Annotated in this window: 26 protein-coding genes and 2 riboswitches; of the genes, 10 read left to right on the top strand and 16 right to left on the bottom strand. The window is 48.7% G+C overall.

Annotated elements, in window-relative coordinates:
• From G548_RS0114530 to G548_RS0114495, 8 genes are all read right to left on the bottom strand, one after another.
• On the bottom strand, positions 1-207 hold a 207-nt coding region (locus tag G548_RS0114530), incomplete at its 3' end, for a transposase (RefSeq protein ID WP_022794880.1).
• A gap of 238 nt (positions 208-445) precedes the next feature.
• Positions 446-1,480: a zinc-binding dehydrogenase gene (locus tag G548_RS0114525; RefSeq protein WP_022794879.1), complete on the bottom strand. Its 1,035-nt coding sequence runs from the start codon at positions 1,478-1,480 to the stop codon at positions 446-448.
• A gap of 194 nt (positions 1,481-1,674) precedes the next feature.
• Positions 1,675-3,405 (bottom strand): sigma-54-dependent transcriptional regulator, encoded by a 1,731-nt coding sequence (locus tag G548_RS0114520; protein WP_022794878.1) that lies wholly within the window; start codon positions 3,403-3,405, stop codon positions 1,675-1,677.
• 68 nt (positions 3,406-3,473) lie between these two features.
• Positions 3,474-4,469, bottom strand: coding sequence for a 4-hydroxythreonine-4-phosphate dehydrogenase PdxA (pdxA, locus tag G548_RS0114515; protein ID WP_022794877.1), 996 nt, complete (start codon positions 4,467-4,469; stop codon positions 3,474-3,476).
• Positions 4,466-5,755 carry a four-carbon acid sugar kinase family protein gene (locus G548_RS0114510; RefSeq protein WP_022794876.1) on the bottom strand — a complete coding sequence of 430 codons (1,290 nt, stop codon included), beginning with the start codon at positions 5,753-5,755 and terminating at the stop codon, positions 4,466-4,468. Before G548_RS0114510 ends, pdxA begins: the two co-directional genes overlap by 4 nt.
• Positions 5,756-5,826: 71 nt before the next feature.
• Positions 5,827-6,801: a 2-keto-3-deoxygluconate permease gene (locus G548_RS0114505; protein ID WP_022794875.1), complete on the bottom strand. Its 975-nt coding sequence runs from the start codon at positions 6,799-6,801 to the stop codon at positions 5,827-5,829.
• A 216-nt stretch (positions 6,802-7,017) separates the two neighbouring features.
• A complete protein-coding gene (locus G548_RS0114500) occupies positions 7,018-8,163 on the bottom strand; it encodes a glycerate kinase (protein ID WP_022794874.1) in 1,146 nt (381 codons plus the stop codon).
• Between the two features lie 29 nt (positions 8,164-8,192).
• The gene (locus tag G548_RS0114495; protein WP_022794873.1) at positions 8,193-9,839 is read right to left on the bottom strand and encodes an SLC13 family permease; all 1,647 of its coding nucleotides are present in this window, start codon (positions 9,837-9,839) and stop codon (positions 8,193-8,195) included.
• 165 nt (positions 9,840-10,004) lie between these two features.
• Between G548_RS0114495 and G548_RS0114490 the strand changes: the two genes are divergently transcribed.
• From G548_RS0114490 to paiA, 4 genes are all read left to right on the top strand, one after another.
• Positions 10,005-11,102 carry a tartrate dehydrogenase gene (locus G548_RS0114490; RefSeq protein ID WP_022794872.1) on the top strand — a complete coding sequence of 366 codons (1,098 nt, stop codon included), beginning with the start codon at positions 10,005-10,007 and terminating at the stop codon, positions 11,100-11,102.
• A gap of 108 nt (positions 11,103-11,210) precedes the next feature.
• The gene (locus G548_RS0114485; protein WP_084687373.1) at positions 11,211-11,927 is read left to right on the top strand and encodes a GntR family transcriptional regulator; all 717 of its coding nucleotides are present in this window, start codon (positions 11,211-11,213) and stop codon (positions 11,925-11,927) included.
• Positions 11,928-12,168: 241 nt separating this feature from the next.
• On the top strand, positions 12,169-12,621 hold the full coding sequence (locus G548_RS0114480; protein WP_022794871.1) for a MarR family winged helix-turn-helix transcriptional regulator: 453 nt from the start codon (positions 12,169-12,171) through the stop codon (positions 12,619-12,621).
• Positions 12,622-12,647: 26 nt separating this feature from the next.
• Entirely contained in the window at positions 12,648-13,181 is a 534-nt protein-coding gene (paiA, locus tag G548_RS0114475) for a spermidine/spermine N(1)-acetyltransferase (protein WP_022794870.1), read from the top strand.
• Between the two features lie 21 nt (positions 13,182-13,202).
• Here the strand turns inward: paiA and G548_RS0114470 are convergent, their stop codons facing one another.
• The 3 genes from G548_RS0114470 to G548_RS0114460 form a co-directional block, all read right to left on the bottom strand.
• Positions 13,203-13,475, bottom strand: coding sequence for a hypothetical protein (locus G548_RS0114470; protein WP_022794869.1), 273 nt, complete (start codon positions 13,473-13,475; stop codon positions 13,203-13,205).
• 39 nt (positions 13,476-13,514) lie between these two features.
• Positions 13,515-14,264 carry a helix-turn-helix transcriptional regulator gene (locus tag G548_RS0114465; protein WP_022794868.1) on the bottom strand — a complete coding sequence of 250 codons (750 nt, stop codon included), beginning with the start codon at positions 14,262-14,264 and terminating at the stop codon, positions 13,515-13,517.
• 212 nt (positions 14,265-14,476) lie between these two features.
• The gene (locus G548_RS0114460; protein WP_022794867.1) at positions 14,477-15,547 is read right to left on the bottom strand and encodes an aldo/keto reductase; all 1,071 of its coding nucleotides are present in this window, start codon (positions 15,545-15,547) and stop codon (positions 14,477-14,479) included.
• Between the two features lie 169 nt (positions 15,548-15,716).
• Between G548_RS0114460 and G548_RS0114455 the strand changes: the two genes are divergently transcribed.
• The 3 genes from G548_RS0114455 to G548_RS0114445 all read left to right on the top strand — a co-directional run bounded on the left by G548_RS0114455 (position 15,717) and on the right by G548_RS0114445 (position 17,263).
• The gene (locus G548_RS0114455) at positions 15,717-16,277 is read left to right on the top strand and encodes a GNAT family N-acetyltransferase (RefSeq protein WP_027847446.1); all 561 of its coding nucleotides are present in this window, start codon (positions 15,717-15,719) and stop codon (positions 16,275-16,277) included.
• A gap of 256 nt (positions 16,278-16,533) precedes the next feature.
• Positions 16,534-16,821, top strand: a complete 288-nt coding sequence (locus G548_RS0114450) for a hypothetical protein (protein ID WP_022794865.1) — start codon at positions 16,534-16,536, stop codon at positions 16,819-16,821.
• A gap of 85 nt (positions 16,822-16,906) precedes the next feature.
• A complete protein-coding gene (locus tag G548_RS0114445; RefSeq protein ID WP_022794864.1) occupies positions 16,907-17,263 on the top strand; it encodes a hypothetical protein in 357 nt (118 codons plus the stop codon).
• 70 nt (positions 17,264-17,333) lie between these two features.
• Here the strand turns inward: G548_RS0114445 and G548_RS0114440 are convergent, their stop codons facing one another.
• From G548_RS0114440 to G548_RS0114420, 5 genes are all read right to left on the bottom strand, one after another.
• Positions 17,334-18,977, bottom strand: coding sequence for a catalase (locus G548_RS0114440; protein ID WP_022794863.1), 1,644 nt, complete (start codon positions 18,975-18,977; stop codon positions 17,334-17,336).
• A 202-nt stretch (positions 18,978-19,179) separates the two neighbouring features.
• Positions 19,180-20,913: a SulP family inorganic anion transporter gene (locus tag G548_RS18365; protein ID WP_022794862.1), complete on the bottom strand. Its 1,734-nt coding sequence runs from the start codon at positions 20,911-20,913 to the stop codon at positions 19,180-19,182.
• 187 nt (positions 20,914-21,100) lie between these two features.
• The gene (locus G548_RS19360) at positions 21,101-21,274 is read right to left on the bottom strand and encodes a hypothetical protein (RefSeq protein ID WP_022794861.1); all 174 of its coding nucleotides are present in this window, start codon (positions 21,272-21,274) and stop codon (positions 21,101-21,103) included.
• Between the two features lie 34 nt (positions 21,275-21,308).
• Positions 21,309-21,872, bottom strand: a complete 564-nt coding sequence (locus G548_RS0114425) for a hypothetical protein (protein ID WP_022794860.1) — start codon at positions 21,870-21,872, stop codon at positions 21,309-21,311.
• Positions 21,873-22,037: 165 nt separating this feature from the next.
• Positions 22,038-22,550 carry a GNAT family N-acetyltransferase gene (locus tag G548_RS0114420; protein ID WP_022794859.1) on the bottom strand — a complete coding sequence of 171 codons (513 nt, stop codon included), beginning with the start codon at positions 22,548-22,550 and terminating at the stop codon, positions 22,038-22,040.
• 156 nt (positions 22,551-22,706) lie between these two features.
• Positions 22,707-22,812: riboswitch (glycine riboswitch) on the top strand.
• A gap of 3 nt (positions 22,813-22,815) precedes the next feature.
• Positions 22,816-22,893, top strand: a riboswitch (glycine riboswitch).
• Positions 22,894-22,971: 78 nt separating this feature from the next.
• On the opposite strand from G548_RS0114420, the gene G548_RS0114415 reads away from it, so the two are divergent.
• Genes G548_RS0114415 through G548_RS19355 form a run of 3 tightly spaced genes read left to right on the top strand, consistent with a single transcriptional unit; the run spans position 22,972 to position 24,548 of the window.
• Entirely contained in the window at positions 22,972-23,469 is a 498-nt protein-coding gene (locus G548_RS0114415) for a serine dehydratase beta chain (RefSeq protein ID WP_022794858.1), read from the top strand.
• The gene (gene sdaAA / locus G548_RS0114410) at positions 23,466-24,350 is read left to right on the top strand and encodes an L-serine ammonia-lyase, iron-sulfur-dependent, subunit alpha (protein ID WP_022794857.1); all 885 of its coding nucleotides are present in this window, start codon (positions 23,466-23,468) and stop codon (positions 24,348-24,350) included. The genes G548_RS0114415 and sdaAA overlap by 4 nt, the downstream gene beginning before the upstream one ends.
• 27 nt (positions 24,351-24,377) lie before the next feature.
• Complete coding sequence (locus tag G548_RS19355) at positions 24,378-24,548, top strand: hypothetical protein (RefSeq protein ID WP_022794856.1); 171 nt, start codon at positions 24,378-24,380, stop codon at positions 24,546-24,548.
• Positions 24,549-24,866: the final 318 nt, after the last annotated feature.

Raw genomic sequence — 24,866 nt, 5'->3', positions numbered from 1 at the left:
TTCGGTTTTCAGCGTGCGTTCGTACGTGCCGTTGCGGGAATTGCCAGAACCAATGCCGGAGGCATCGTATTTGTCGTAATCCAGAAAGGACGTTAATTCGGTTTGAAGCAGCTGGTTGACGGCGTGTTCCAGGTGAGATCGAAAGATCTCGTTCACGTCCTGATGTTGGACTAGAGCTTGAGCAATATCTGTAGTAAAATCATTCATAGGGAAGTCCTCTTTTCTATGGATGTGGTCGGTAACTTCATTCTACTAGAAAAGGACTTCCTTTTTTTGCGATCGATCGTTTACACAAAATATTTTACGCTCTCCCTCTTTAGTCAGCGTTTCTTTTATCATCCCATAAATTGAAATATTATCCAATAAACATCTTTGCAACCAAAAAGAATAAATAAAGGGAAAGCACAAATGAATGTGCTTTCCCTCTGGCGGTTATTCGCTTATCTTACGGCTTTACCAGTACTTTAAGTGCTTCGCGGTCGTTCATCGCCCGGTAGCCTTCCGGAACGTCGTCAATTCCCATCGTGACGTCAAACACGCGGCCCGGATTGAGGGTGCCGTCCAGAATGTCCGGCAGCAGCTCGTCCATGTAGGCACGAGTCGGAGCAGGACCTCCCGTGAGTGTAATATTGTGCCTGAAAAGACTTCCAAAGCCTACCGCTGCCTCTTCATACTGCGGCGCGCCCACACGGCTGATTGCGCCACCGGGACGGACAACGCCCACGCTCATGTCGTACGCCGGCATCAGCCCGACACATTCGAGCACGACGTGGGTGCCTTCCCCGTTTGTCAGCTCAAGAACCTTGGCAATGCCTTCATCCCCGCGCTCGGAAACGACGTCGGTAGCACCGAATTCCACCCCGAGGTCAGTGCGCTCCTGGTGGCGCCCCATTAATATGATTTTCTGCGCCCCAAGCTTTCTCGCAGACAGCACCGCAAGCAGTCCAACGGCTCCGTCGCCTACTACCGTGACGGTGGTATTTTCGTTTACGCCGCCCATCACTGCAGCGTGATAGCCGGTGCCGTAAACATCCGAAATCGTCAGAAGGGACGGAAGCAGCGGGGAATCATCACCGATCTCGTCCGGAAGCTTAAACATGCTTCCCTGGGCCTGCGGGATGCGGACGTATTCAGCCTGACAGCCGCTCATAAATCCGCCGTTCACACAGGACGTCTGCAGCCCTTCCTGGCAGTACGGGCACGTATTGTCTCCATACGCAAACGGAACCACGACCAGATCGCCTTTTTTAAAATCTGTCACGCCAGGGCCCATTTCTTCGATGCGGCCGATCACTTCGTGGCCCATCGGTTCGCCTCCGCCCTGTTCATCGGCATGCATATGGCGGTACGGGTGCAGATCGCTTCCGCAGATGCAGGCAGCGACAACCTTCAACACGCTGTCCGTCGACTCCTGCAGCTGCGGCTTCGGTACGTCTTCCACGCGGACGTCGCCCGCTTCGTACATAATATTTGCCTTCATAGCTGAAACCCACCTTGTCAGTAATATGTTTGTTTTTATCCTCACTTTTCCACTAACCATGGATAAGTGATGCGTTCAGTGTAACCCGTACACTCCATTTTAAAGCAAGGAAAAGGCTTCACTCTCTTTCCCATAAGAAAAACACCTCCATATTAGAGGTGCTTGTCTATTTCTCATTATATAGGTTTTGTTTCTCAGCCTTTAAGCTTGCGCCACAATGTGGAACGGTTAATATTCAGCCTTTGGGCCGCCCGGGTCTGATTCATGTTTTCTTCCTGCAGCACCAGGTTGATCACCTGCTTCTCAATGCTGTCCAATGGTTGATTCAAATCCAACGATTCGCCGGATCCATAGGAAGATGTTGAATTAATTTGAACGGCTTCCCTGGAAATGTACGGGCCTTCGGAGTTTTTTACTCCCATTTCAACCAGATCCTGCAGCTCATGCAGGTTCATCGGCCAGTGATAGGATTTCCATTCCAGCAAAAGCCCGCTTTCCACTCCCACCAACTGTTTTCCGTATTTTGAATTGTTTCTGGCAATGAATGTGCGTATATACTCGGGCAAATGCTCGATTCGCTCACGCAGAGGCGGAAGCGAAAGCACGATGCTTTTCTTTTGAAATTTCTGCTGAAGCAGAGGCAGATTGGTTTTGGCAGCAGCAAATATAATTACCGACACAGAATCAAAGGCAACCTGAAAGAGCTGTTCAAGCCTTTCAGCTGATAGAGCCTCCCAGTTTTTAATATAAAATGTACCATTTCCCGATAGAATCATCGCTTCGAGCCGCTTCATCGCCATTTCGTCGAAGTCTTTGTCCAGTATTACTTCCCATTGATTTTCAATGTAGTTATTACGATAATGATGCAATGCAGCAGCAATGGAACGCTTTCCTGTCCCATCTTCTCCCTGGAGGAAGTATACGGATTCCGTGAACTTCTTCGCCTGTTCCACAATGGAACGTACCCGTTCATCGGCTGTTGAAATTTGGCCAAAGGAAACAATGTCTGACTGAAGCGGCTGAATAACTAAACCGTTTTGTTCTATCCTGTATCTGTTTTCATCACTGATTTTCAGAAAATACAGGCGTTCTTTTCCTTCAACTAAAAATTCCCCCTCTGCAATTACACTGCGTTCCTTAATTACAAAGGTTTCCTGAAGGAAAAAATAATTCAGCATTTTTTGATGCAGGCTCTGCAAAATTTCGTTTTTATCAGCATGATTATTTGTATACGAAGGTAATTGAAACAGATTCAAAAATGGCTGATTGGCAAACATTAATTCACCTGTGTCTTTGATAAGAGCGATACTTTCCGGTAAATGCTCCAGCAGATGGTGGTAGCTTGTATTCATGGCTTCCTGGTAAAGCAGCAGGCTTCCGACTTCTTTAGCCTGAACAACAGCCTGCTCCACCGACTCCGGCCCGGAGGTGATCATAATTCCCTCCAGCCCAAAACGGCGGGCTGTTGTTAAGGTTACCGTGTCTCCAATAATGATTTGAATGCCCCGGCTGATAGCATTCTCTACTGCCTGATACACTTCCTGAGAGCTGTGAATAACCTGATAGGAAATGGATATGCCAAGCAGCTCTGCCACCTGATTCACCCCGTGGCAGACATTCGGAAACCCTATCAGCTCTATAGGGTCCTTCGAGTCTTGAAACAGCAGCAGCGTACGCAAAATATCATAGCCGGAAACATCAATTTCCACCACCGGAAGAGAAGATCGTTCACGCAGAATCTGCGCTGTCCCTCCCCGGCTGATCAATACATGGTACCCCTGCTCCTCCAGACGCCGGGCCGGTTCCACAGCCTCCTCCAGGTCTGCTGACTCTACGTTTATCATGACTTCCTGATGAGAAGCACTAATCCTAGTTGCTACTTCCTTTAAGCCTTCATAAGGAGCTATAATTCCTATTTTCAACATTTGCTTACTCCCTTTAATGCAATTTTCTTCATATTTTACACGAAAAAATGCACATGATGGAGAATGAATTATTTAGGAGCAAGCTCCGCGGCAATGGTGAGCGCCTCCAGAAGACTGCGCTCATCCGCGATATTTTTTCCGGCTATGTCAAAGGCGGTGCCGTGATCGACCGAGGTGCGGATGACGCCGTAATTTAACCCAACGGTAATGTTCACCCCGGCTTCCAAGCCCAGTACCTTCACCGGCGCGTGGCCCTGGTCGTGATAACATGCCACCACGACGTCAAAATCGCCGCGTCCCGCACGGAAAAATAAAGTGTCTGCCGGGTACGGCCCCTCCACATTGATATTTTCCTCCTGAGCTTTGTGTATGCCCGGGAGCAGCTGTTTTTCTTCTTCGCCGTATCCAAACAGGCCATTTTCACCGGCATGCGGATTAATGCCGCACACAGCAATTTTCGGGTTGGTAAAACCGGCCTTTGAGAGCGTTCTGTGCGCAAGACGAATCACATTATACGTGCGTTCCGGTGTTATCGCTTCAATGGCGTCCTTGAGCCCCAGATGGGTGGTTAGATGAATCACCTTCAAGTTGGGGGCGGAGAGCATCATGGAATAATCCTCGGTTCCGGTCAGGTCCGCCAGAATTTCCGTATGCCCCGGATAATTGTATCCCGCTCCCTGAAGAGCTTCCTTATTTAAGGGCGCTGTACAGATAGCGTCAATACGCTTGTCCATGGCAAGCTGCACTGCTTTTTCCAAATATAAAAACGCATGCTTTCCTGCCTCAAAGGACAATTGTCCATAGGGAAGCTCAGGCTCCAGATTCCCTACCTGAATGCAATAAATGACACCCGGATCCACTTTTGCTTCCGCGGGATCTTCGATGGACACCACGGTCTGGCCGGTGTCTGTTATTTTTATGACGTCCTCCAGGCGTGCGATGTCGCCAATAACCACTGGCGTGCAGTAGTCATAAACCGAGGTTCCTGCCAAAGATTTGACAATAATTTCCGGCCCTACGCCGGCAGCATCCCCCATCGTGATCCCAATAACTGGCTTTGTCATGTTAAAATCTCTCCTCTCAGCGTTTCGATCGCATGAACGAACGTTTTTTCTGTACCAAAAGCCCCTGCCTTCGTAATGGCGATTGGATTGTAATACCCGCGCAGCCGTCCCACAGGAATACCCGGCTCAAACTCCTGTATCAATTCAAATTCTGTACTATCGAGCGAAACACAAACCGCTTTAGCTACGTCCCCGCCCGTCATTACGAGCGCATCAAACGTATTAATATCGAAAACCAGGCGTGTGAGCCTGCCCAGTCCTTCAGCAATTTTTTTCGTTGCTTCCACCATCGGGATATTTACCGCCTCCGCTTTTGCCTTCACGTTCTCCACAGCCTCTAACGTGGTATCCGTGGAAATAAGCATCACTGGATGGCTGCGTTTGGAAGCCGCCCGGAGAATATCTTTGATGGAAGCATCCGACTGCCACCCGGGATCCAGAAAAATTTCCGGGGGCACTGTCCAGCCGGGATAGTTCACCTCCAGGTGGGCTTTCTGTTTTTGCGTGATATCACTCCGGCTGCCGGCGACAATTAACACGGATTCGCACTCGTTTAATCGGTCTGCTTTTTCAGTTGATGATTCGCTCCCGTTTAAACCGTAAATCTCGGGTAAAAATTTCATCACGCCGGCAGAGCCCGCCCAGATAACATCGTATCCGGCAGCTGTAAGCGCACGGCTCTGGCGGAGCATCTGCTCCTCCGTTTCCCCGTCAAAGCTGAGATATCCCACACCCTCCCTTTTCAGCCGTTTAAGCAGGGCCAAAAGTTCGCCGGAGGATATTTCCTCTTCGCTAAGATGATAAGCTTTATTACTGCTTTGTGCTTGAAGAAGATCGATGACTGTTGAAGAACGGACGGTCTGGTTCGGAAGCGTAGTTATTCCGGTCTCTTTTAAAGCTGTACTGTTTACATATAACTCCCCGTTTATCACCGTTCTGCCGTTCTCCGGATAAGCGGGGTTAACCAGGATAAAATCCGGTGAAAATGCTTCATACAGGGCATCTAATTCCCTTCCAATGTTTCCCCTCATCGTAGAATCAATTTTTTTATACATTAATTTCGGAGGACTTTCTGCAAATGGGCGGACAGCATTTTTAACGGTCCGGTAAGCTGATTCTGTATTCATTTCCCTTGAATCTGTGTCGATGATAAGCGCCTCCTTATGCACAAAAGCACCTGTATCACGTGCATTTACGGCCACCGAGGGCCGGTAGCCGTACCGGGCGCACTGCACCCCGGAGTCATTGGCTCCCGTTAAGTCGTCAGCCACAATACATATATCCATATTAAAACCACCTTGTCTGGCAAAAATAAGAGGACTTCATGTTTTGAAATCCTCTCATTTTACGTTGAATGTCATTGAAGATACGTCTGAAGCTTTCCTTTTTTCTCCAGACGCTTTACAAGAAAGCCTACATAAATAGGCAGGAGGATAGCAGTAGTCACGACGCTGGCTGCCACCTGGACGGTAGCCACAGATTCCACACTGGCGAAAGCGGCATTGGCGGAAGCTATCGCTGCCGGAGTCGCAACTGAGTTACCTGCCGAAGAACCCTCCGATGCACCAACAATCGGGTTCCAGTTGAACAGTTTAAATACCCAGTAGCCAGCAGTGCCCGTTAGAAATACAGTCATAAACCCGAGCACGATACCGCCGAGCCCGCCGGCTAAAATGTCTGCAAAGTTAATCCCCATCCCGAGCGCGAAGGCGAAAAACGGAATTAACATATTGCTTCCGGAATCCAGAAAATCTCTCATCTCTTCATCCAGGTTTCCGAGCACCGCGCCAATAATAATTGGCAGCAGAACAGCGACAAAATCAACGACCGAGAACAGGCCGTCCACAAAACCAATCGCGCCAAAAATCGATAAAGCCACCATGGTTAAAAAAGGGCCGTCGTTAAGCGCAAGGATGGAATAAGCCGCCCGATCATCACCTTTTCCGTACTGGCCGACAAGCGCTACGTACAATCCGCCGTTACTGTTTGTCATAGCCGCAATGATAGCGAGCGGGGCCAGGCCAAGGAATAAACCGTCCGTGCCGGCAAAGGCGTAGGCAATTAAACCGAAGGCTGCCCCTACCACCCATTTCACTGTTAATAATGTGACACCTTTCCCCACGGTAGTTCCAACATTTCGTACATTAATCTGCGCTCCTGCACAAAGTAAAAATAAAGCAATTAAAACTAACGCCCCATCGACAAAAAGCGCCTGGGTAAAGCCTCCAATCCTTAGCATACCAGGTGCAAAGGTGTTAATCAGAGCCCCAAGCAATAATGGGACTACCATCATGCCGCCAGGGATTTTCTCCATGTTCGCTTTAATACGCATTATACAACCTCCTTTTAATATTTGCAATTTGCAACAGTTATTATAATAACGCTTACATGTTGAAATATAAAACATAAAAAATAATTATTCAACTATGAAAGCGGATTTTCTAAAAATAGTTGCAAAATTAAACAAAACAAAAAAGAAACTGGATATTATCCAGCTTCACGCGTTTTATTACGACTTTTTAATCGTTCTCTATTCTTTATATTTTATCTACTTTATTATCTGTCCATAGAATTTAGACAAATTGCCTGCCAGATGTGCTATTAATTTTTTCGAATCTGCGACGGCTTTCTGTAGAGTGGAAGGTCCTTCGCTGATACTGAAAACGGCTGTAATACCTTCTTCATATACATTTTCAAAGCCTTCTCCAAGCTGGCCGCATATCGCGATCACTGGGATCGAAGGATTTACTTCTTTGACGGCCCTCGCAACGCCCACCGGCGTTTTCCCTGAACCACTCTGATAATCAATTTTTCCTTCCCCAGTAATAACTAATGAGGCGTCCCGCACCCGTTCATAAAAATTGCTTTCTTTCAAAATAAACTGGATACCCGGCTCAAGCCGGCCTTTTAAGCACCCTTCCAAGGCCGAAGCCAGGCCTCCGGCTGCCCCCATATAAGGAAGCTCGCTCACAGCTTTATGGGTATACGAGTTAAGCACTCTGCCGAATGTACTCAATGCCTCCTCCAGCGAAGCAGCTGTTTCTTTGGATGCTCCTTTTTGTGGACCGAAAATATAGCTTGCTCCCCATGGTCCAGTCAAAGGGTTATTTACATCACATAAACCAATTATTTCTGTCTTTTCCAACCTTGGATCCAAAGCAGTCATATCCATCGCCTCAAGCTGCTTTAAAAATTGACCGCCGTACGGTAGCTCCTGATGGTTTGCATCCAGCAGTTTTCCACCCAGGGCCTGTAGCATGCCGGCTCCGCCGTCGTTTGTACCGCTCCCTCCAAGCCCAATAAGGAGCCGGTCAACATCGTAATCCAGGCACGCTTTGATGAGCTCTCCCGTTCCGTAGGAAGTCGCAATAGCGGGGTCCCGCTGCCCTGCAGGGATTTTATCCAGTCCTGATGCAGAGGCCACGTCTATGACAGCCGTTCTGTGTGTTCTGGAAATATGCATCGAGGCGGTGATCGGATTCATCAGCGGGTCATGCGCCGGCACTGAAATTTCTTTCGTATCCAATGCCTGCTGCAGGGCCTCTGAGGTTCCTTCCCCTCCGTCTGCCATAGAAATAACATCAAACTCTAAATCATAGGAGGCGAATTTTTCCCATCCCTGACGAAAATAACTGGCCACCTCCAACGAACTTAAGCTTTCTTTAAACGAATCAGAAGCTACAACAATCTTCATAGTTTTCCTCCATTGACGGTATTAGAGAGTTACATAACGCTTAGATTGCCGAAGACAATTGGCACAAAATATAAAACGATCAGGCAGGAAATAATGATGCATATCAAGTTTAACCAGATGCCCGCTGAAGCCATTTTGCTCATTTTCACGTAACCGCTTGCAAATACAATTGCATTCGGCGGAGCCGCTACCGGGAACATAAAGGCAAATGTAGCCCCCATGCAGGCAGCAATCATTAATACGATCGGGTCAGTGCCGAGAGTTGCAGCTCCTGCTGCCACAATTGGATAAACCATGGTTGAAGTTGCTGTATTGGAGGTGAATTCGGTGAGCAGTGTAATTAACCCAATGATAAACAGTAATATAACAAACAGTGGTGCGTTGGAAAAAGCAACGAGCTTTTCACCAAGCCAACTGTCCAGACCGCTGTTCGTAATACCGGCAGCAAGTGCGAGCCCGCCTCCAAACAGCCATAAAATTCCCCATGGCAGTTTTAGAGCAGTGTTCCAGTCCAGGATCGTGTCTTTTTTGTTCTTGGATGGAATAAGAAAAAGCAGTAAGGCGCCGCATAACGCGATAATGGTGTCATTGATTCCGGGAATGAAGTTTTCCAGCAGAAAACTCCTGGTAATCCAGGCAAAAGCTGTAAGTGAAAAAATTGTAAGCACAATTTTTTCTTCATACTGAGTCTTACCCAGGCCATGAAGCTCCTCTTTAATAATTTCCCTTCCGCCCGGAATATGATCGACTTTCATCGGAAAAGCTATTTTGATGAGGTAGAACCACACTAAAGGAACCAGCACGACAACTAACGGTACGCCGAACATCATCCACGTGGCGAAAGCAATTTGCACGTCATACAAATTATTTAACGTTGCAGCTAAAATCGTATTGGCTGGCGCTCCAATTAACGTGCCGAACCCTCCGATCGTAGCCGCATACGCTGTACCAAGCATCAGAGCCGTACCAAAAGGAAACACACCGGGTGAAGTGTCTATATCTGTATGCTTCAAGGAATCTGAAACGTGCTTGGCCACTGCAATACTGATCGGAACCATCATCATCGTTGTAGCGGTATTTGAAATCCACATCGACAAAAAACCAGTAGCGATCATAAATCCGAGAATAATCATGTTGGGGTTGGCACCGACAAAAGCGATAACACTTAATGCGATACGTTTATGCAGGTTCCACTTTTCCATCGTTAAAGCAATCATGAAGCTTCCCGCAAACAAGAAAATAAGCGGATCGCCGTAGGAAGCCGTGACTCCATCCATTTCCATAATGCCGAGCACCGGAAACAGGACAATCGGCAGCAAGGAAGTTACCGGAATCGGCAAGGCTTCCGTGACCCACCACGTGGCAATCCAGGCAATCATTCCGAGCATGGATACCGCTTCTACAGACATTGTTTCCGGCTGAACAACGAATTTTATCAATAGGAAGAGCAGCGGTCCTAAAAATAAACCGATCAATTGTACTTTGGAATACAGCCGGGGTTCGTTAGGCGGATTCGGCTCTTCATTTTCCAGCTCCTGGCGCTCGGCTTCCGAAACATTGTCTGCACGCTTTGGTTCAGGTTGTGAAAACATCAGGATTTTGAAGCTGCTTTTTAATTGGCTTTTAACTTGGTCATTCCAATGCCAGAGGTGATTCCAGGTTTTTATGAAATTCATTTCTTTCCCTCCCTGTTATTGATAACGCTTTCAATTACCCAAATCTTATATTAACGTATACATTAAGTCAATTAATTTTCTTAATTAAGCTTAAAATATTTTTTTATTGACTTTTACGTATACGTTGTAGATAATGAAATCAAATACAAAAAAGGTGGGAACAGGATGGACAATCAAAAGACTCATCAATTAGCAATTATTCCGGGAGACGGTATAGGAAAAGAAGTTGTGCAGGAAGGGATTCGGGTATTGGATTTTATCAGCAAACATTCTCCAAATAATTTCAATTTTGAAACCGATTACTTTCCGTGGGGCTGCGAATATTATCTTGAGCATGGCCGCATGATGGCTGAGGATGGGCTTGAGAGGTTGAAAAATTATGATGCTATTTATTTCGGGGCCGTTGGCTTCCCGGGTGTGCCCGACCATGTTAGTTTATGGGGACTCCGCATTGCGATATGCCAGGGCTTTGATCAGTGGGCAAATATTCGTCCCGTCGAATTTCTTCCTGGAGTGCCCAGCAAGCTAAACCACCCAGACACAGATACGCTGAACTGGGTGCTCGTTCGCGAAAATTCCGAAGGCGAATACTCTGGTATCGGCGGCAGAAACTTTACCGGCCGGGGCCCTGGGAAGGAAGTGGCTGTCCAGTCCTCCCTCTTTACCGAAGAAGGCTGCGAACGTGTTATCCGCTACGCTTTTGATTTAGCGCGGACCAGAAAACGGAAAAAAGTAACGAGCGTCACGAAGAGTAACGCCCAGCAATACGGCATGGTACTGTGGGATGAAGTATTTGCGAGAGTCAGCAAGGAGTATCCGGACGTGGAGACGGATCAGTGGCTGGTGGATGCCATGGCTGCCAACTTCGTTCTCCATCCGGAGGATCTCGAAGTAGTGGTTGCTTCAAACCTTTTAGCAGATATTCTCTCTGATTTAGGAAGTGCTCTTGCTGGGAGTCTTGGCATTGCTGCCAGTGCCAATCTGGATCCGGAGCGCAGATACCCAAGCATGTTTGAATCCGTACACGGCTCCGCGCCGGACATCGCCGGTAAAGGCATAGCTAACCCAATAGGTGCGATCGGAAGCGCAGCACTCATGCTTGAACAGCTCGGTTATGCCGAAGAAGCCCAGCTCGTCAATCAATCTATTCGGGATGCAACGGCCGCCGGTTATTTAACAGCCGATATCGGAGGAAATACTTCCACCAAAGAAATGACCGACGCTATTCTGGAAGCCCTAGCTAAGGTTTACGTCAAAGCGTAATAAACGCAAATAAAAGAATTAAAGTATAACACCTCCTTTTTAACTGAAAAGGAGGTGTTATACTTTTATATGAACGGATAGAAACTTATATACAGGGAGAGGCTTTCGATGAACACTAACGATTATTCCCCTTCAATCCTTTATGATGAAACCCTGCACCATCATTTAACGCAGCTTTCTTCTTCAGTAGAAGAAAAACGCCTGCCTCAAAAAGCGTATCAAATTATTCGGCAGGCTATTCGTAACCTTTATCTTCCGCCGGAAAAGATGGTTCTGGAAAGGGAAATGGCGGAGGTTTTGGATATGAGCCGCACGCCGGTACGGGAAGCGTTGATACGTCTGCAGACAGAGGGCTTAGTGCGTGTCATTCCCCGTAAAGGCTTCGCAGTTACCCCTATTGAAAGTAAAAACTTAATGGAAATTTACGAAATTGCCGAAAGTTTGGACGGCCTGGCCGCCGAACTGGCTGTCCGAAACTTGACTGATTCATTTATTACTCAATTAGAATCCTTGATTGCGGATCAGAAAGCAGCCCTTGAAAGTAAAAATCTTAAGGACTGGGCCGTACTGGATGACCAGTACCATTCCCGGATTTTAGAAGCAGCCGGAAACCAGCGGCTGAACGATTTAATCGAATTTCACGCCGATCATTTATTCAGGGCCCGTTTATATACTGTAAACAAACGCCCGCTCCCCACCAGTTCCGTTTTAGAGCATGAAGCGATTGTAGCCTGCTTGAAAACAAACGACGGCAAAGCTGCCAGAACCATTATGGAATCCCACCGGCGCCGAGCCAGCCAGGATATCTTAAACGCCATTGACTGAATGGGAAGAAAAAATGTTATTACCTATAATTAGATGGAAGAGGCTGTTCACAAATTTGGGCAGCCTCTTTTCAGGCTAGCAAAATATAATTTAATAGTATTGATTTTTTCATGGTTCGTTCGCCACCTGTATTAATTAAGTCAACTCTTTTTTGTTGCAAATGCAACAAAGATAATGTACATTTTTTATATAGCCTGACATACACCTTCAACAAACACATACAGCAGGGAGGCAGGGACGAATGACAGAAATTCTTCGTGAAATCGGCATGATAGCGAGAGCGCTGGATTCAATCAGCAATATAGAGTTTAAAGAATATGACCTTACCAAAGGGCAGTATGCCTACCTTGTGCGCATTTGTGAACACCCAGGGATCATCCAGGAAAAAGTAGCTGGAATGCTCAAGGTAGACCGGACCACCGCCGCCCGGGCCATTAAAAACCTTGAAACGAACGGCTTCATCGAGAAAACAGCGGACATACATAACAAAAAAATCAAAAAGCTTTTCCCCACCGAGAAGGGAAAGAACATTTATCCTTTCATCACACGGGAAAACAATTATTCCAATGGCGTGGCCTTGGAAGGCTTTTCTGACAAAGAAGCAGAAACCATGCTCTATCTCCTTCAAAGAGTCAGGCAAAATGTAGAAAAGGATTGGGAGTTTGTTAAAAAAGGACATAAGAGAGATTACTGATTTAAATAAAGGAGTGACCGGTTCCCATGAGTACCACAATAAAAAAATGCGGCCTGGAGGATGCTTACCGCCTTCAGCAAATTAGCTTCGAAACATTTAATGAGACGTTTAAGGATCAAAATTCCCCGGAAAACATGGATGCCTATATGACCAGGGCATTCGACATCAACCAATTAAAGAAGGAGCTGTCAAACTCCTCTTCCTACTTCTACTTTATTTATTTTAATGAGGAACTCGCCGGCTATTTAAAAATCAACACCGGCACGGCCCAGTCGGAACGCATGAATGAGGAAGCGCTTGAGATCGAAAGAATTTATGTAAAGAACAACTACCAGCAATACGGACTTGGCAAACGGCTGTTCAATAAAGCGATCGAAATGGCCATGGAAAATAATAAAGAGTCCATCTGGTTAGGCGTATGGGAAAAAAATGAAAAAGCCCTCGCCTTTTATAGAAAACTCGGGTTCATTCAAACCGGTGCCCATTCCTTCTACATGGGTGATGAAAAGCAGACGGACTTTATTATGGCTAAAGAGCTTACTCCCTCTTTGGAAAAATAAACTGGAGCCGCCTCTATTTGTTTAGAGACGGCTCTTATGTATGATCTCTGCATAATGACCAGCACCATTATAGACTTTCTTTTGCAAAACAACGGCCACCGATCCTGATGAAGATTTAACCTTTTTCACGGCATCGGCCTGCTCTAAACTGTTGGTAATATCGCTTATTTCTTTGGCATGCACCGGGAACGGCAGCTTGTGAGTCACCTTCCTTACTAACGCTGACATTTCCATTTCGCCATCATTGGCCTCCAGGCAGGTTAATAACGCCTGTTTCAAATCCTTCGTCCGCATCTCTTTTTCCTCTTTCCTTCCCTTTGTTTTCTTTATCTGTTACCGCTGGGCAGTAAATATCCGGTACTGCCTCGGCGTACAGCCGTATACGTTTTTAAAGCACACCCCGAAATAACTGGCGCTTGAAAATCGCAGCTGTTCGGCGATTACTTTCATCGGACTTGTTGTGCTCTGGAGAAGATAGGCCGCCTCCTGAATCCGTTTGTAGGTCACGTAGTTCGGAATGGACATGCCAAGCTCTTCGTTCACCAGCCGGGAGACATGACTACGGGAGATCTCGAGCTGACCTGCGAGAACGTCCGTATTTAACTCCTGATACAGCTGCTGTTCCACAAGCGTAATAAACCTGGAAATAATCGGATTGTTGTAGGTCTGAATGTCTTCATTCCAGGTGGTATCGAGCATTCCGTCCACCAACACATGGATCCCTTCGTAAAACTCCTCTTCCCGTGTCCATGCTTCCATGACATTGATCAGGGCCACCGCGGCGGCGAGCGCTTTTTTATCGAACGAAAAGGTCTGGGTATACCGGTCCAGAAAACCACCGATCAAAAAGAAATAATACTGCTTGAGTACCTGCAGGCGTTTATCATTTTCCGGCTTAAGCGTAATGACCCGGTAAATCGCCCTCAGCTCTTTTTTGGCTGCCTGTTTCCGGCTGCGGAAAATACAGTCAAAAAAACGGTTCTGTGCCATATACAGCTGCACCAGCTCTTCATTTTCCGCCAGTTCCATTTTCTCTATTTCCTGTTCGTACAGCGAACGGAAACGTTCATAATCCTTAATCATCGCGGATGTTCCTTTGTTTTATGTATTGGCCTGCCTTTCTTAACGTACTACATCCCGCGTGTATAATCTATCAATTATGTTTCATTAACTATCAATAATTCATCTTTTCTGTTAAAAATAACGATTCTCTTTATAATTTCGATAATCTTATCTATGTAAAAAAGTAGCGGAAGCAGATAGTTCCTGCTTCCGCTGCTTAGCTTATCCTGGTATTACTCATCCATCCCCATCGACTTTTTGTATCCTTCGAGATACGGCATTTCGGACGGGCTGCCCATTTCAAAGCCGGCCATCGTCCGGTGCCATAGCGGGTAAATCGGTGCCGGACGCGCGACGGATTCGATCCGGTCATGCTCGTCCTGCGTCAGATACATATCTGCCGACGCCAGGTTTTCACGCAGCTGCTCTTCGTTGCGGGCTGCAATGACGATCGGGCCGACGTTCGGGCGGTCCTTGACCCACGCGTAGGCAATCTGCGGAACCGTGGCGTTCCGGCCTTCGGCTACTTCCTCAAGCGCATCAATCACCTGATACAGGCGTTCTTCATCCTGAATCCATGGCTCCGGCCAGCCTTCGCCCTGGCGGGTATTCGCCGGTGCTTTTTTATTCCGGCCGATCTTGCCGTTCAGAAGTCCTTCGCCGAGCGGACTCCATATCATCGAGCTTACGCCGAGCTCCCGGCCTGCCGGAAGCAGCTCGTACTCTGCTTCACGAGCCTCCGGTGTGTAATAGATCTGCTGGGTAACCGGCGGAATGTAGCCCGGACGCTCTGCCACGGAGAATATTCTTGCAAGCGCCCAGCCGCTGTAGTTGGAGACGCCCCAGTACCGGATTTTTCCGGATTTCACGAGGTTGGTCATCGTTTCCACGGTTTCCTCCACCGGCGTGCGGCCGTCCCACAAGTGGACAAAATACACGTCCAGGTGATCCGTGCCGAGCCGCTCTAGCGTCCGGTCAATGGACGCTTCAATGTTGCTGCGGGATGCACCGAGGGCGTTCGGGTCATTGTCAAAATGAAAGCCGGTTTTGGACGTTAAGAGAACCTCATTCCGGCGTCCTTTAATCGCAGAGCCCAAAACACGTTCGGCATCGCCCTTCGAATACAGGTTCGCAGTATCGAACATGTTCATGCCTGCCTCCAGTGATATATCCACGATCCGGCGGGCATCATTTTCGTCAATATTTCCTGTTGGTTCAAATCCATTCGTGCCGCTGAATGGAATCGTACCGAGAATGTACTTCGGCACGCGCAGTCCTGAGTTTCCTAAATAAATGTATTCCATTATTAAAGCCTCCTGTGTGTTAAAGTTCCACTGGCTGACAGGTGATTTTCTGTGAGAGCAATTACGTTGTTCATATACCTTGAATAATTTTTTTCCAAACATTTGTAAGCGAATACCTGCTAATTTAAAATAATGATAATAATGTTAACGCGTCTAAGGAGGTTATCATATTTCTGCTCAAAAACCCGGAAAAGAAAGTCTGCATACCGAACGCCTGCTTTTAAGAATTCCACATCCTGCGATTGATACTGAAGCCGTCTATGAAGGAATTTTACAGTCTCATCGAAGTCTTAAAGCCTGGATGAGCGCCTTCCAGGAGCCACCAACGCTCGAGGGGACGAAGGAATTTTTAATGGGGGCCTGTACTCAATTCTCAAACAAACAAAAGCTTCGCTACCTGCTGTTTGAAAAACAGTCGCTTTCCTTTGTCGGAAGCATTGTTATTCAGGAAATTGACTGGCATGTGCCGCGCTGCGAGCTGGGCTACTGGATCCTGGATCCATTCCAGCGCAGGGGATACGCACTGGAGGCTGTCACCGAAATTGTCCGCTACGCCCTGGAGGACCTCGGCATGAACCGGATTGAAGCGTGGACGGATGAACGGAACGATCCAAGCACGGCAATGCTTGCGAGAGCCGGCTTTCAACTGGACGGCATATTTAAAAATGATGAACGTTCCGCGGATGGAAGTCGTTTAATAAACTCGGTGGTTTACTCAATTACTACTTAGAACATAACCCACAGAGTAAATTAGGTCTTTTGGCATGAGTAAATAATTGTTATACGGGTATACATACGTCTGTGGGCATTTATCTTTTTTCTGCCTGTAAATATCGCAGATCACTACACCTCCATCTTTTCATCGTCCTATTAACTTTATACACGCCTGGCTTAGAAGAAGGAAAAAATGCTTTTTTCAAGCCATTTCTGTCCCGTCCCGTGGATAGGAATGGCTTTTTTTAATGCTCACAAAGGGGAAATGTCCGATGTCTTCATCTACTTTTGGTTTTATGTTTTATGGTCAGGAACTGCTTGTCGGTACAGCCGTCACCCTCGAACCTTACATGCAGGGGAACGTCCCGGAAATACACACAAATATCGATAAATTGTTCCAGGCCCTTCATCCGTTTGCAGTAAATGGCTACCCGGTCCGTTTTCTTTCTGAAGCCTGTGTTTTAAAGGCACCGTGGGCCGCCTACGATTTAAGTCATGCTGATCGTTCCTTCTTGAACAATCAGCAATTGTCCACCAATAATTTCACCCCGCTTCATTAATATTTCTTTTAGTCTGATATTGGATGCTGTAAAGACCTGCTTCTATTAAGGAAAAAGTAACTTCACTTAAGAAAGGGTGCTTTTTATGCTTCGACTCGATTTAGCTGCTGTCCACGAGGAACCTCCCATCGATGATCATACAGGCAGTTTTTCCGGCAGTGTTTTCCAGGAGCAACAAAACATTGGCACGTACCGGTTCCTCCTCTATTGCCGCAGCCGTTTGGCCGAAGTCAGTATCACCTTTGAGGTGGATGTAAAAAAACCTGACGATTTTTTCCGCATTGATCTGCACCGCAATCTTGATATGGAAGCGTTCCAGGACGATCCCGCAAGTCTGCTGCGATTGATTAAAATCAGAGTTTTGAGCCCGGAATGGCAACTGCCGGGCACTTCACGCCAAGGTTTTCAATACAAATTTGAGCACGTTAATACTTTTTCGTAACTATGTAAAAAAGCTGAAGCCGGAGAACGATCTCCAGCTTCAGCTTTTATTGTTTCAGGCTTTTCTTCTATTAATACGGATCCGATGGGATGCCGTGCTCTTCAGCCTGTTGGACGCCTTCTTCTGTTTTCGTGGCGCCTGCAGGTCCGCCGTGTGTGGAATCCTGGTCTGCGCCGTCATCGGAGCTGCTGTTTTTCAGCCCTTCTTCGACCCGGCGGCCGTATTCTTCATCACACTTCTTAAAGTGGGCAATCATTTCTTCCTGGATTTCCTTTTTACATGGAATCAGGTTGTCGACGAGGTTTTTGATCAATTCGTCTTTTTCCCATTCCTTAAACTTGCGGAACGTTTCGCCCGCCTGCCGGTAAGGATTCTGGCGGTCGATGGCTTCTTTTTTCACTTCCCCTTCGGTATAAGGAGTGTGAGGCTTGCCGCTCATCTCCGCCTCCTTCAGGTTATTCATCGTGGAAGGCTCGTAGTTTACGTGCGGATTCTGTCCTTCGTCGTTATCGACTTTATACGACATCTGTCCGCCGCGCTGGTTCGTCGCGACCTTTTTCTTCGCCTGGTTGATCGGCAGCTGCAGATAGTTGGCGCCGACGCGGTACCGCTGCGTATCGGAGTACGAGAACGTACGGCCCTGCAGCATTTTATCATCGGAGAAATCCATGCCGTCGACAAGGACGCCGGTACCAAAGGCCACCTGTTCAACTTCGTTGAAATAGTCCTCTGGATTACGGTCAAGCACAAGCTTGCCGACCGGGATCCAAGGGAACTGGTCCTTCGGCCACAGCTTCGTATCATCGAGCGGGTCAAAGTCGAGCTCCGGATGATCATCGTCGCTCATCACCTGCACGCGAAGCTCCCATTCTGGATAGTTGCCTTCTTCAATGGCTTCATACAGATCCTGGGTGGCGTGGTTGAAGTTTTTGCTCTGGATGCTGTCCGCTTCCTCCTGGGTCAGGTTGCGGATGCCCTGAACCGGTTCAAAGTGGTACTTCACAAGCACCGCTTCGCCGTCTTCGTTCACCCATTTGTACGTGTTCACCCCGGAGCCCTGCATCTGCCGGTAGTTGGCCGGAATGCCCCACGGGGAGAATAAAAACGTCAGCATGTGCATCGATTCCGGTGTCTGCGACATAAAGTCGAAGATCCGTTCGCTGTCCTGCACGTTCGTTACCGGGTCCGGCTTCAGCGCGTGAATGACGTCCGGAAATTTGATGGCGTCCCGGATGAAAAATACCTTCAGGTTGTTTCCTACAAGGTCCCAGTTGCCGTCCTCGGTATAAAATTTTACGGCAAATCCGCGCGGGTCCCGGAGCGTTTCCGGAGAAGTCCCGCCATGGATAACGGTGGAAAAGCGTACAAATGCCGGGGTCCGCTTTCCTTCCTCCTGGAAGATTTTCGCCCGTGTATATTTGGAAATCGGCTCATCGCCAAAGGAGCCATACGCTTCAAAATAGCCGTGAGCGCCTGCGCCCCGGGCGTGTACAACCCGCTCCGGTACACGTTCGCGGTCAAAGTGGCTGATCTTTTCGAGAAACTCATAATTTTCAAGCGTTGTCGGCCCGCGGTTGCCCACGGTTTTTGAATTCTGGTTATCCCGGACAGGATGCCCCTGTCTTGTCGTCAGCGTGCCGTCTTCATTCTTATATTGCTTGTCGTCGTTTTTTTCTTCATCGTGTTTACGTTCGTTGTCGCGATCTTTACTCAATGCTGTTACCTCCTTTAGGAAATCTATTCGTTTTTACCCGGGTTTAAAACGCCTCAAACGATATTTTTGAATTTTTTAAATTCGAGGTATATAGGTATATACCCTGTCATATCAGCTTTTCAAAGGCGGTCCCCGTCCCGGCGAAGCATAAATCGGGCCGGCGGGAAATGCCCGGCCGGCCTTGTTCGTTACTATACGCATGCTAAATCATGTAGTCCCAGGAGTCCTGCTTCGGCTCTGTAGGCGTTTTAAACGGAACGTTGCCCTCGTGTTCAAGAAAGCCTTCGAGGGTCTGATATCTGATCGCTTCCGCGTATTTTTCCTCCCATCCGGCCCGAAGCAGCAGGTCCCGGACCGGGCCCTTCAGCTCGACAAACCATACCTTCACGTCCGGGTCCCGGCGGTACATTTCAATAATCTGCTCGAGAGCGCCGATGCCGGTCGTGTCAATGTCGTTTACCCCGGACATATCAATCGCGGCCTTCAGTCCGCCGCCTTCTGTTTTGCGGCGGTCCTGAATCGTTTTTTCCACCATTTTCACAAAATAGCCAACGTTCGAAAAATGAATGCGTGTGTCCGCCCGTACAAGCACCGTGCCCGGCACCCGCCTGGCGTGCGGGAACCGCTGCAGATCCAGATAGCTGTGCGTATCCTCCTCATAGCCGATCTCTACAATATTCGGACGGGCGATGTGGCGCAGCAGCAGCAGGATAGAAAAGCCGATCCCGATCAACAGTCCCCACTGGATGCCGACGAGAAGCGTCGCAGCAAACGTGACGATCCATACCCATCCGTCCTCCGGCTTCACCCGGAAGGCGTCCTTCAGCGACCGGATGTTAATCAGGCCGGTGACCGATACAAGAATGATCGCTGCGAGCACCGCGTACGGCAGAAAGTAGAATAAAGACGTGAAAAAGAGGAGCGTAATAAGCACCCCGGCAGCAGTAATAATCATTGCCGCCTGCGAGGCTGCTCCCGACCGGTAGCTGACGGCGCTTCTTGAAAAGCTTCCGGTCACCGCGTAGGAGGAGAAAAACGGGCCCGCAATATTGGCGTACCCGATCGCCCGGATCTCTTTATTCAGGTCGACGCCAAAATCATTTTTGTCGCTCAGCGTTTTCGTGATCGCAAGCGTCTCCATCATCGCAATTAACGCAATCGTCAGCGCTGTCGGAATCAGCACCTGCATGTCCGCCAGGTTAAAGCCCGGCACAGTAAAATCCGGAAGGCCCTGGGGCACTTGTCCGACGACGCTCACTCCCTGGTTGTCGAGACGGAAAAGCCCGACCGCCGCAATGCTCAGTACGACGACAATGAGAGAAACCGGAAGATTTCGTTTTACTTTCCGTCCGCCGATCAACACCAGAAGGCTGGCAATTCCTACGAGCAGGGTCGGGATATGTATCTCCGGCAGATGAACGATCACATCCCGCAGCAGCGGGATAATCTGCGTCTGGCTGCCTACGCTGATGCCCATAAACTGCCCAAGCTGGCTCATGCCTATCGCAATCGCCACCGCTGATGTGAATCCGCTGATCACGTTCGGCGAAATGAATTTTACAAACGCGGCGGCATTCAACAGTCCGAGCGCCACCTGCATGACCCCGACCATAACTGTAAGCAGCAGCACGAGTGCCACATAGTCCGGCGTCGCCGGTTCGGCATACAGCGACACGCCGGAAAAAACAAGAATGGACGCCATCGCCACCGGCCCGATAGCCAGATGCTTCGATCCTCCGAACAGAGCGTAGATTAAAAGCGGAAGCAGCGAGGCATACAGCCCCATCACCGGCGGCAGGCCGGCGAGTACGGCGTAGGCCATGCCCTGCGGAACGATCATAATAAAAATCGTAAATCCCGCAGCCACGTCCTTTTTCAGCGACTGATTGTTATACTCCTGCGGCATGCTTAGTATGTTTTTTATCCTCCGTGGCATAAACCCTTCCTTCTTTCTCCGTAAACTTACTAAGTGTTCGATCTCTCTCCTATAAATCATGAACCATAACCGCTTAAAAGAAAAGCCCGCCCCGCACCTTTTTGTAAAAACAGACTAAGATACACGTCCAGTAAATAAGTAATTTAACGGCACTACAAAGGCAGGCGCCCGGAGGCCCCTGCCCTTGTTAATGCTGCCGTTCATTTTTCAGCTCTTCTTTAATTTCAGCCTTCAGCCGCTCCTGCCCGGACTTGTCCATCTGCTCTTTGTTTACACGGCTCATCCGTTCGCCAAGCGCTTTGATGTTAAACGCAATCATCAGCAGAGCGCCGAATATCAACAGATCCATAAAAATGGCCATGGCTTTCCCTCCTTGGGTCGACGTGCCTTCTACACTATCCGTTGTTCTGTAAAAAGGCTTTAATCTGCTCGCGGTGCACGTCGGTATCTGCCCTCGCCTCCTCCGAGTATGAAATGGCATAGGTGCCCCCGTTCGCCTGAAACGTATAAATCATCGGACCGCTTTGAATATCCCGACCCACCGGGCGCCCGCCAATACTGAGCACCTCGTCATGAGCTCCGTAAACCATCTGGTCGCCCGCTTCGTAATCTAAAATAATGTGAATGTCGTTGCTGTAAATTCCGTACACCAGGCGCGTACTGTAGTCTTCTTCATACCGGTGCCGGTTGCCGGCGTCCTGAAAATAAGACAGCAGTTCGTCCTGTTCTTCGTCGCTGTACCAAATTTCTAGTTCCTCGGGCTTCCCTTCCTCATCTTCATTAATCTGCGCCCTCGAAATAGATGACTCGTTAAAAGACGGCAGCGGCACTTTCTCTCCCCATTCCGATTCTATATTTCCAGGCACATCCTTCTCTTTTTCCGTATAGTAAGACGGAACAGAACAAGCGCTTAAAAGGATGAACATGCCGGCTGCGCCAGCAGGAATAATCTTTTTCATTATGTTTCCCCCCGCCCGCATGATTGTCATTACAACAGCATTGCCCCGATACCCCGTTTTCTCCGGACACCCTGATGCACATAAACGCTTTTTTCTATTTTTTCATAATAATCTAATTTTTGGAAGTGACAATTCTGCTGATTGCCTGCTTTTCCAGCGAAGTTCTCAGTTTTCGGGGAACAATGCGGTGTTCAGCCGGCCCATCACCAGCACGTTGTGGAATGCGCCCCGGGCAAAATGGGCTTTGCGGAGTGTACCCTCTGTTTCAAATCCACGGCTTTTATACAGCTGTACGGCGTGCGTATTCCCTTCCACCACGTCCAGCTCCAGCCGGAATAAGCCTAAATAATTGTCGGCGATATCAATCAGATGATCCAGCAGACGGCTGCCGATTCCCCGGTTCTGAAACTCATCGTGCACCGCCATGGCGGTCAGACCGTAGTAATGCAGCTTGCCGCCGAGCACCTCCAGGGAGCCGATACCGACGACACGACCGTCGTACTCTGCCACAATCACATGATCGTTCGTTGTCAGTCCTTTGATAAAAGACTGACTGGAAGCTCTTCGTTCCGAAGGGAGTCCGAGCGTATAATGCATGACGGATGGCTGACGCCGGAGAATGTTAATATCTTTTTCATCTTCCGCTTCGACCGGGCGCAGACTGATTTGGGCATTCATCGTCTTATCCTTTCCTGCCTGATAATGAATTGGTTTATTATGACAAATTGACAGGCTGCACCTAGTATATCGTTTTCGTTCCGGCTGTCAAAAAATAGGTTTACTTTTCCAGCGGGCGTGTTTAAACTGAAATTAACACAAATATTGGGTTTGCAGATGAACGTATTGGGAGAGTCTGTATATTTTTTACAGCACCGAAGGAGCAATTCTTCCCACCAGCCGGGAAGAAAAAACTCTCAGGTACCAGGACCAGTACAGGATGCACCTCTGGAGAAGGTATACTTACCTGCCGAAGAAGAAAATTCTTGTCAAAGAATGAAATCTTTCAGGCACACAGACAGAGAAACGGCGCATGAGGCCGCTTCTCTGTCTTTTTTTTCATTTATGCAATCGCTTTCAATTAATATAGGGAGGTATCGCTATGGAGTTTGACAGCTGTTTTGATATTATCGGTCCAATTATGGTCGGCCCCTCGAGCTCTCATACTGCCGGGGTGGTATCGATCGGGAAATTTGTGCATGACTGGCTCGGGGACGTCACCGATGTGACAATTACGTTCTACGGCTCTCTTGCCTCCACCTACCAGGGTCACGGCTCGGATAAGGCCGTACTCGGCGGCCTGCTTGGCTTATCCGCGCACGACATTAACGTCCGGAGTGCGTACGCTCTGGCAAAGGACAAGGGGCTACGTTACGACTTCCGGTTCTGCCCGGGCACTCCTGGCGGCTGCCACCCAAACACTGTGGATCTGCAGGCCTCATCCGGCGCAGAAAGCGTCCATGCATCCGGCGCTTCCATCGGGGGCGGCGTTGCCTACATTTATGAAATCAACGGGCATCACACAGCTATTAATCTGGGAACGGGCGCGGATATTTTATCCATCACCGCCCACATAAAAAAGGAGGCACCATTTAGATGAAGGACACTATGGAAAGCATCGTCGAGGCATGCACGACTCAGGACATTTCCATTGGCGAGTGGATGCTCCGCCGCGAAGTGGAACGCTCCGGTTCGTCCCGCAGGCAGATTTTCGGACGCATGCAGGAGCGGCTGCTGGTGATGAAGCAGGCCGTCCGGGACGGATTGCACGATCTAACGGAAACAGAAAGCAGGCTCTCGGGCGGCGACGCCTACCGAATGCACCAGTATAGCCAAAGCACCGCCCCGTTATCCGGGCCGGTCATCAGCACGGCAATGACAGCCGCGATGGCGACCTCCGAGAGCAACGCGAAAATGGGGCTCATTGTAGCGACGCCTACGGCCGGATCTGTCGGTATTCTGCCAGGCGTGCTCGTCTCTCTCCAGGATAACCGCGGCCTCGATGATGATACTCTCACCATGGGGCTGTTCGCAGCGAGCGCCATCGGATACGTTTTTGCGAACCATGCCTTTATTTCCGGAGCCGCCGGCGGCTGCCAGGCAGAGATCGGGTCAGCCACGGCTATGGCTGCAGGAACGATCACGGAGCTGCAGCAGGGCACGCCGGAGCAGGCAGCCCACGCGACAGCAATGGCCATGAAGTCACTTCTCGGTCTTGTCTGTGATCCGGTCGCGGGGCTCGTCGAAGTGCCGTGCGTGAAAAGAAACGTCATCGGCACCTCCATCGCCTTTTCCGCAGCCGACATGGCATTAGCCGGCATTACCAGCCGCATTCCGTGCGATGAAGTGATTCAGACGATGCACACGATTGGCCGGGATATGCCCGGCAGTCTGAAAGAAACCGCTGAAGGAGGGCTTGCCCAGACCCCGACAGGAAAGGAAGCCGCCCGGAAACTGTATCAGCGTCCCTGCACCTTATAAATCTACTTCCGCCCAGGAGGTGAAGCCATGAATGAACGACGGTTTTTTCAAGTCTGGTTCGGCACCCTCACTCTCGTCAGCATCCTGTTTACGTATTGGGCTATAGCGGTTTCCGCCCTTCTTTTAGGCATACTCTGCTTTTACTCTCCAGGGCCTAATAAAAGTAAACGCTTCACCCAGCCTAAAAAACAGGCTTGAATGTGGCATAGTACCGCGCTCAAGCCTATTTTCCTACTATAAATTCCAGGCATTCTGCTTTCTGTTTTCCCTCTATCATGCTATTCTTAGTATAAGTTTCTTCGAAGGGGGTCATTGTCATCGACCATTTTGCATATGTACTTCAACGCTCTAAAAATCAGGTATACATAGGAACAGCCGCCGATATCCGTTCACGCTTCGGCAGCCAGGAGCCCGTTTATTTTTGCTCAGAGGATGAGCTGCTCGCCAGTTTAAACACGTTTCGGGATGAAGAGCTCATCATCACTACCGTCAGTGACCTTCCCGTGATTAAACAAA

The organism is Marinococcus halotolerans DSM 16375, from assembly GCF_000420725.1.
In the GTDB taxonomy this organism is placed as follows: Bacteria; Bacillota; Bacilli; order Bacillales; family Marinococcaceae; genus Marinococcus; species Marinococcus halotolerans.
Note: the sequence above shows the minus strand (reverse complement) of the source record. Positions and strands in the feature narration are given on the sequence as shown.

Coding starts and splice junctions, on each gene's coding strand:
- G548_RS0114525 (WP_022794879.1), bottom strand. CDS start 1,480: ATGAAGGCAAATATTATGTACGAAGCGGGCGACGTCCGCGTGGAAGAC.
- G548_RS0114520 (WP_022794878.1), bottom strand. CDS start 3,405: ATGTTGAAAATAGGAATTATAGCTCCTTATGAAGGCTTAAAGGAAGTA.
- pdxA (WP_022794877.1), bottom strand. CDS start 4,469: ATGACAAAGCCAGTTATTGGGATCACGATGGGGGATGCTGCCGGCGTA.
- G548_RS0114510 (WP_022794876.1), bottom strand. CDS start 5,755: ATGGATATATGTATTGTGGCTGACGACTTAACGGGAGCCAATGACTCC.
- G548_RS0114505 (WP_022794875.1), bottom strand. CDS start 6,801: ATGCGTATTAAAGCGAACATGGAGAAAATCCCTGGCGGCATGATGGTA.
- G548_RS0114500 (WP_022794874.1), bottom strand. CDS start 8,163: ATGAAGATTGTTGTAGCTTCTGATTCGTTTAAAGAAAGCTTAAGTTCG.
- G548_RS0114495 (WP_022794873.1), bottom strand. CDS start 9,839: ATGAATTTCATAAAAACCTGGAATCACCTCTGGCATTGGAATGACCAA.
- G548_RS0114490 (WP_022794872.1), top strand. CDS start 10,005: ATGGACAATCAAAAGACTCATCAATTAGCAATTATTCCGGGAGACGGT.
- G548_RS0114485 (WP_084687373.1), top strand. CDS start 11,211: ATGAACACTAACGATTATTCCCCTTCAATCCTTTATGATGAAACCCTG.
- G548_RS0114480 (WP_022794871.1), top strand. CDS start 12,169: ATGACAGAAATTCTTCGTGAAATCGGCATGATAGCGAGAGCGCTGGAT.
- paiA (WP_022794870.1), top strand. CDS start 12,648: ATGAGTACCACAATAAAAAAATGCGGCCTGGAGGATGCTTACCGCCTT.
- G548_RS0114470 (WP_022794869.1), bottom strand. CDS start 13,475: ATGCGGACGAAGGATTTGAAACAGGCGTTATTAACCTGCCTGGAGGCC.
- G548_RS0114465 (WP_022794868.1), bottom strand. CDS start 14,264: ATGATTAAGGATTATGAACGTTTCCGTTCGCTGTACGAACAGGAAATA.
- G548_RS0114460 (WP_022794867.1), bottom strand. CDS start 15,547: ATGGAATACATTTATTTAGGAAACTCAGGACTGCGCGTGCCGAAGTAC.
- G548_RS0114450 (WP_022794865.1), top strand. CDS start 16,534: ATGTCTTCATCTACTTTTGGTTTTATGTTTTATGGTCAGGAACTGCTT.
- G548_RS0114445 (WP_022794864.1), top strand. CDS start 16,907: ATGCTTCGACTCGATTTAGCTGCTGTCCACGAGGAACCTCCCATCGAT.
- G548_RS18365 (WP_022794862.1), bottom strand. CDS start 20,913: ATGCCACGGAGGATAAAAAACATACTAAGCATGCCGCAGGAGTATAAC.
- G548_RS19360 (WP_022794861.1), bottom strand. CDS start 21,274: ATGGCCATTTTTATGGATCTGTTGATATTCGGCGCTCTGCTGATGATT.
- G548_RS0114425 (WP_022794860.1), bottom strand. CDS start 21,872: ATGAAAAAGATTATTCCTGCTGGCGCAGCCGGCATGTTCATCCTTTTA.
- G548_RS0114420 (WP_022794859.1), bottom strand. CDS start 22,550: ATGAATGCCCAAATCAGTCTGCGCCCGGTCGAAGCGGAAGATGAAAAA.
- G548_RS0114415 (WP_022794858.1), top strand. CDS start 22,972: ATGGAGTTTGACAGCTGTTTTGATATTATCGGTCCAATTATGGTCGGC.
- sdaAA (WP_022794857.1), top strand. CDS start 23,466: ATGAAGGACACTATGGAAAGCATCGTCGAGGCATGCACGACTCAGGAC.
- G548_RS19355 (WP_022794856.1), top strand. CDS start 24,378: ATGAATGAACGACGGTTTTTTCAAGTCTGGTTCGGCACCCTCACTCTC.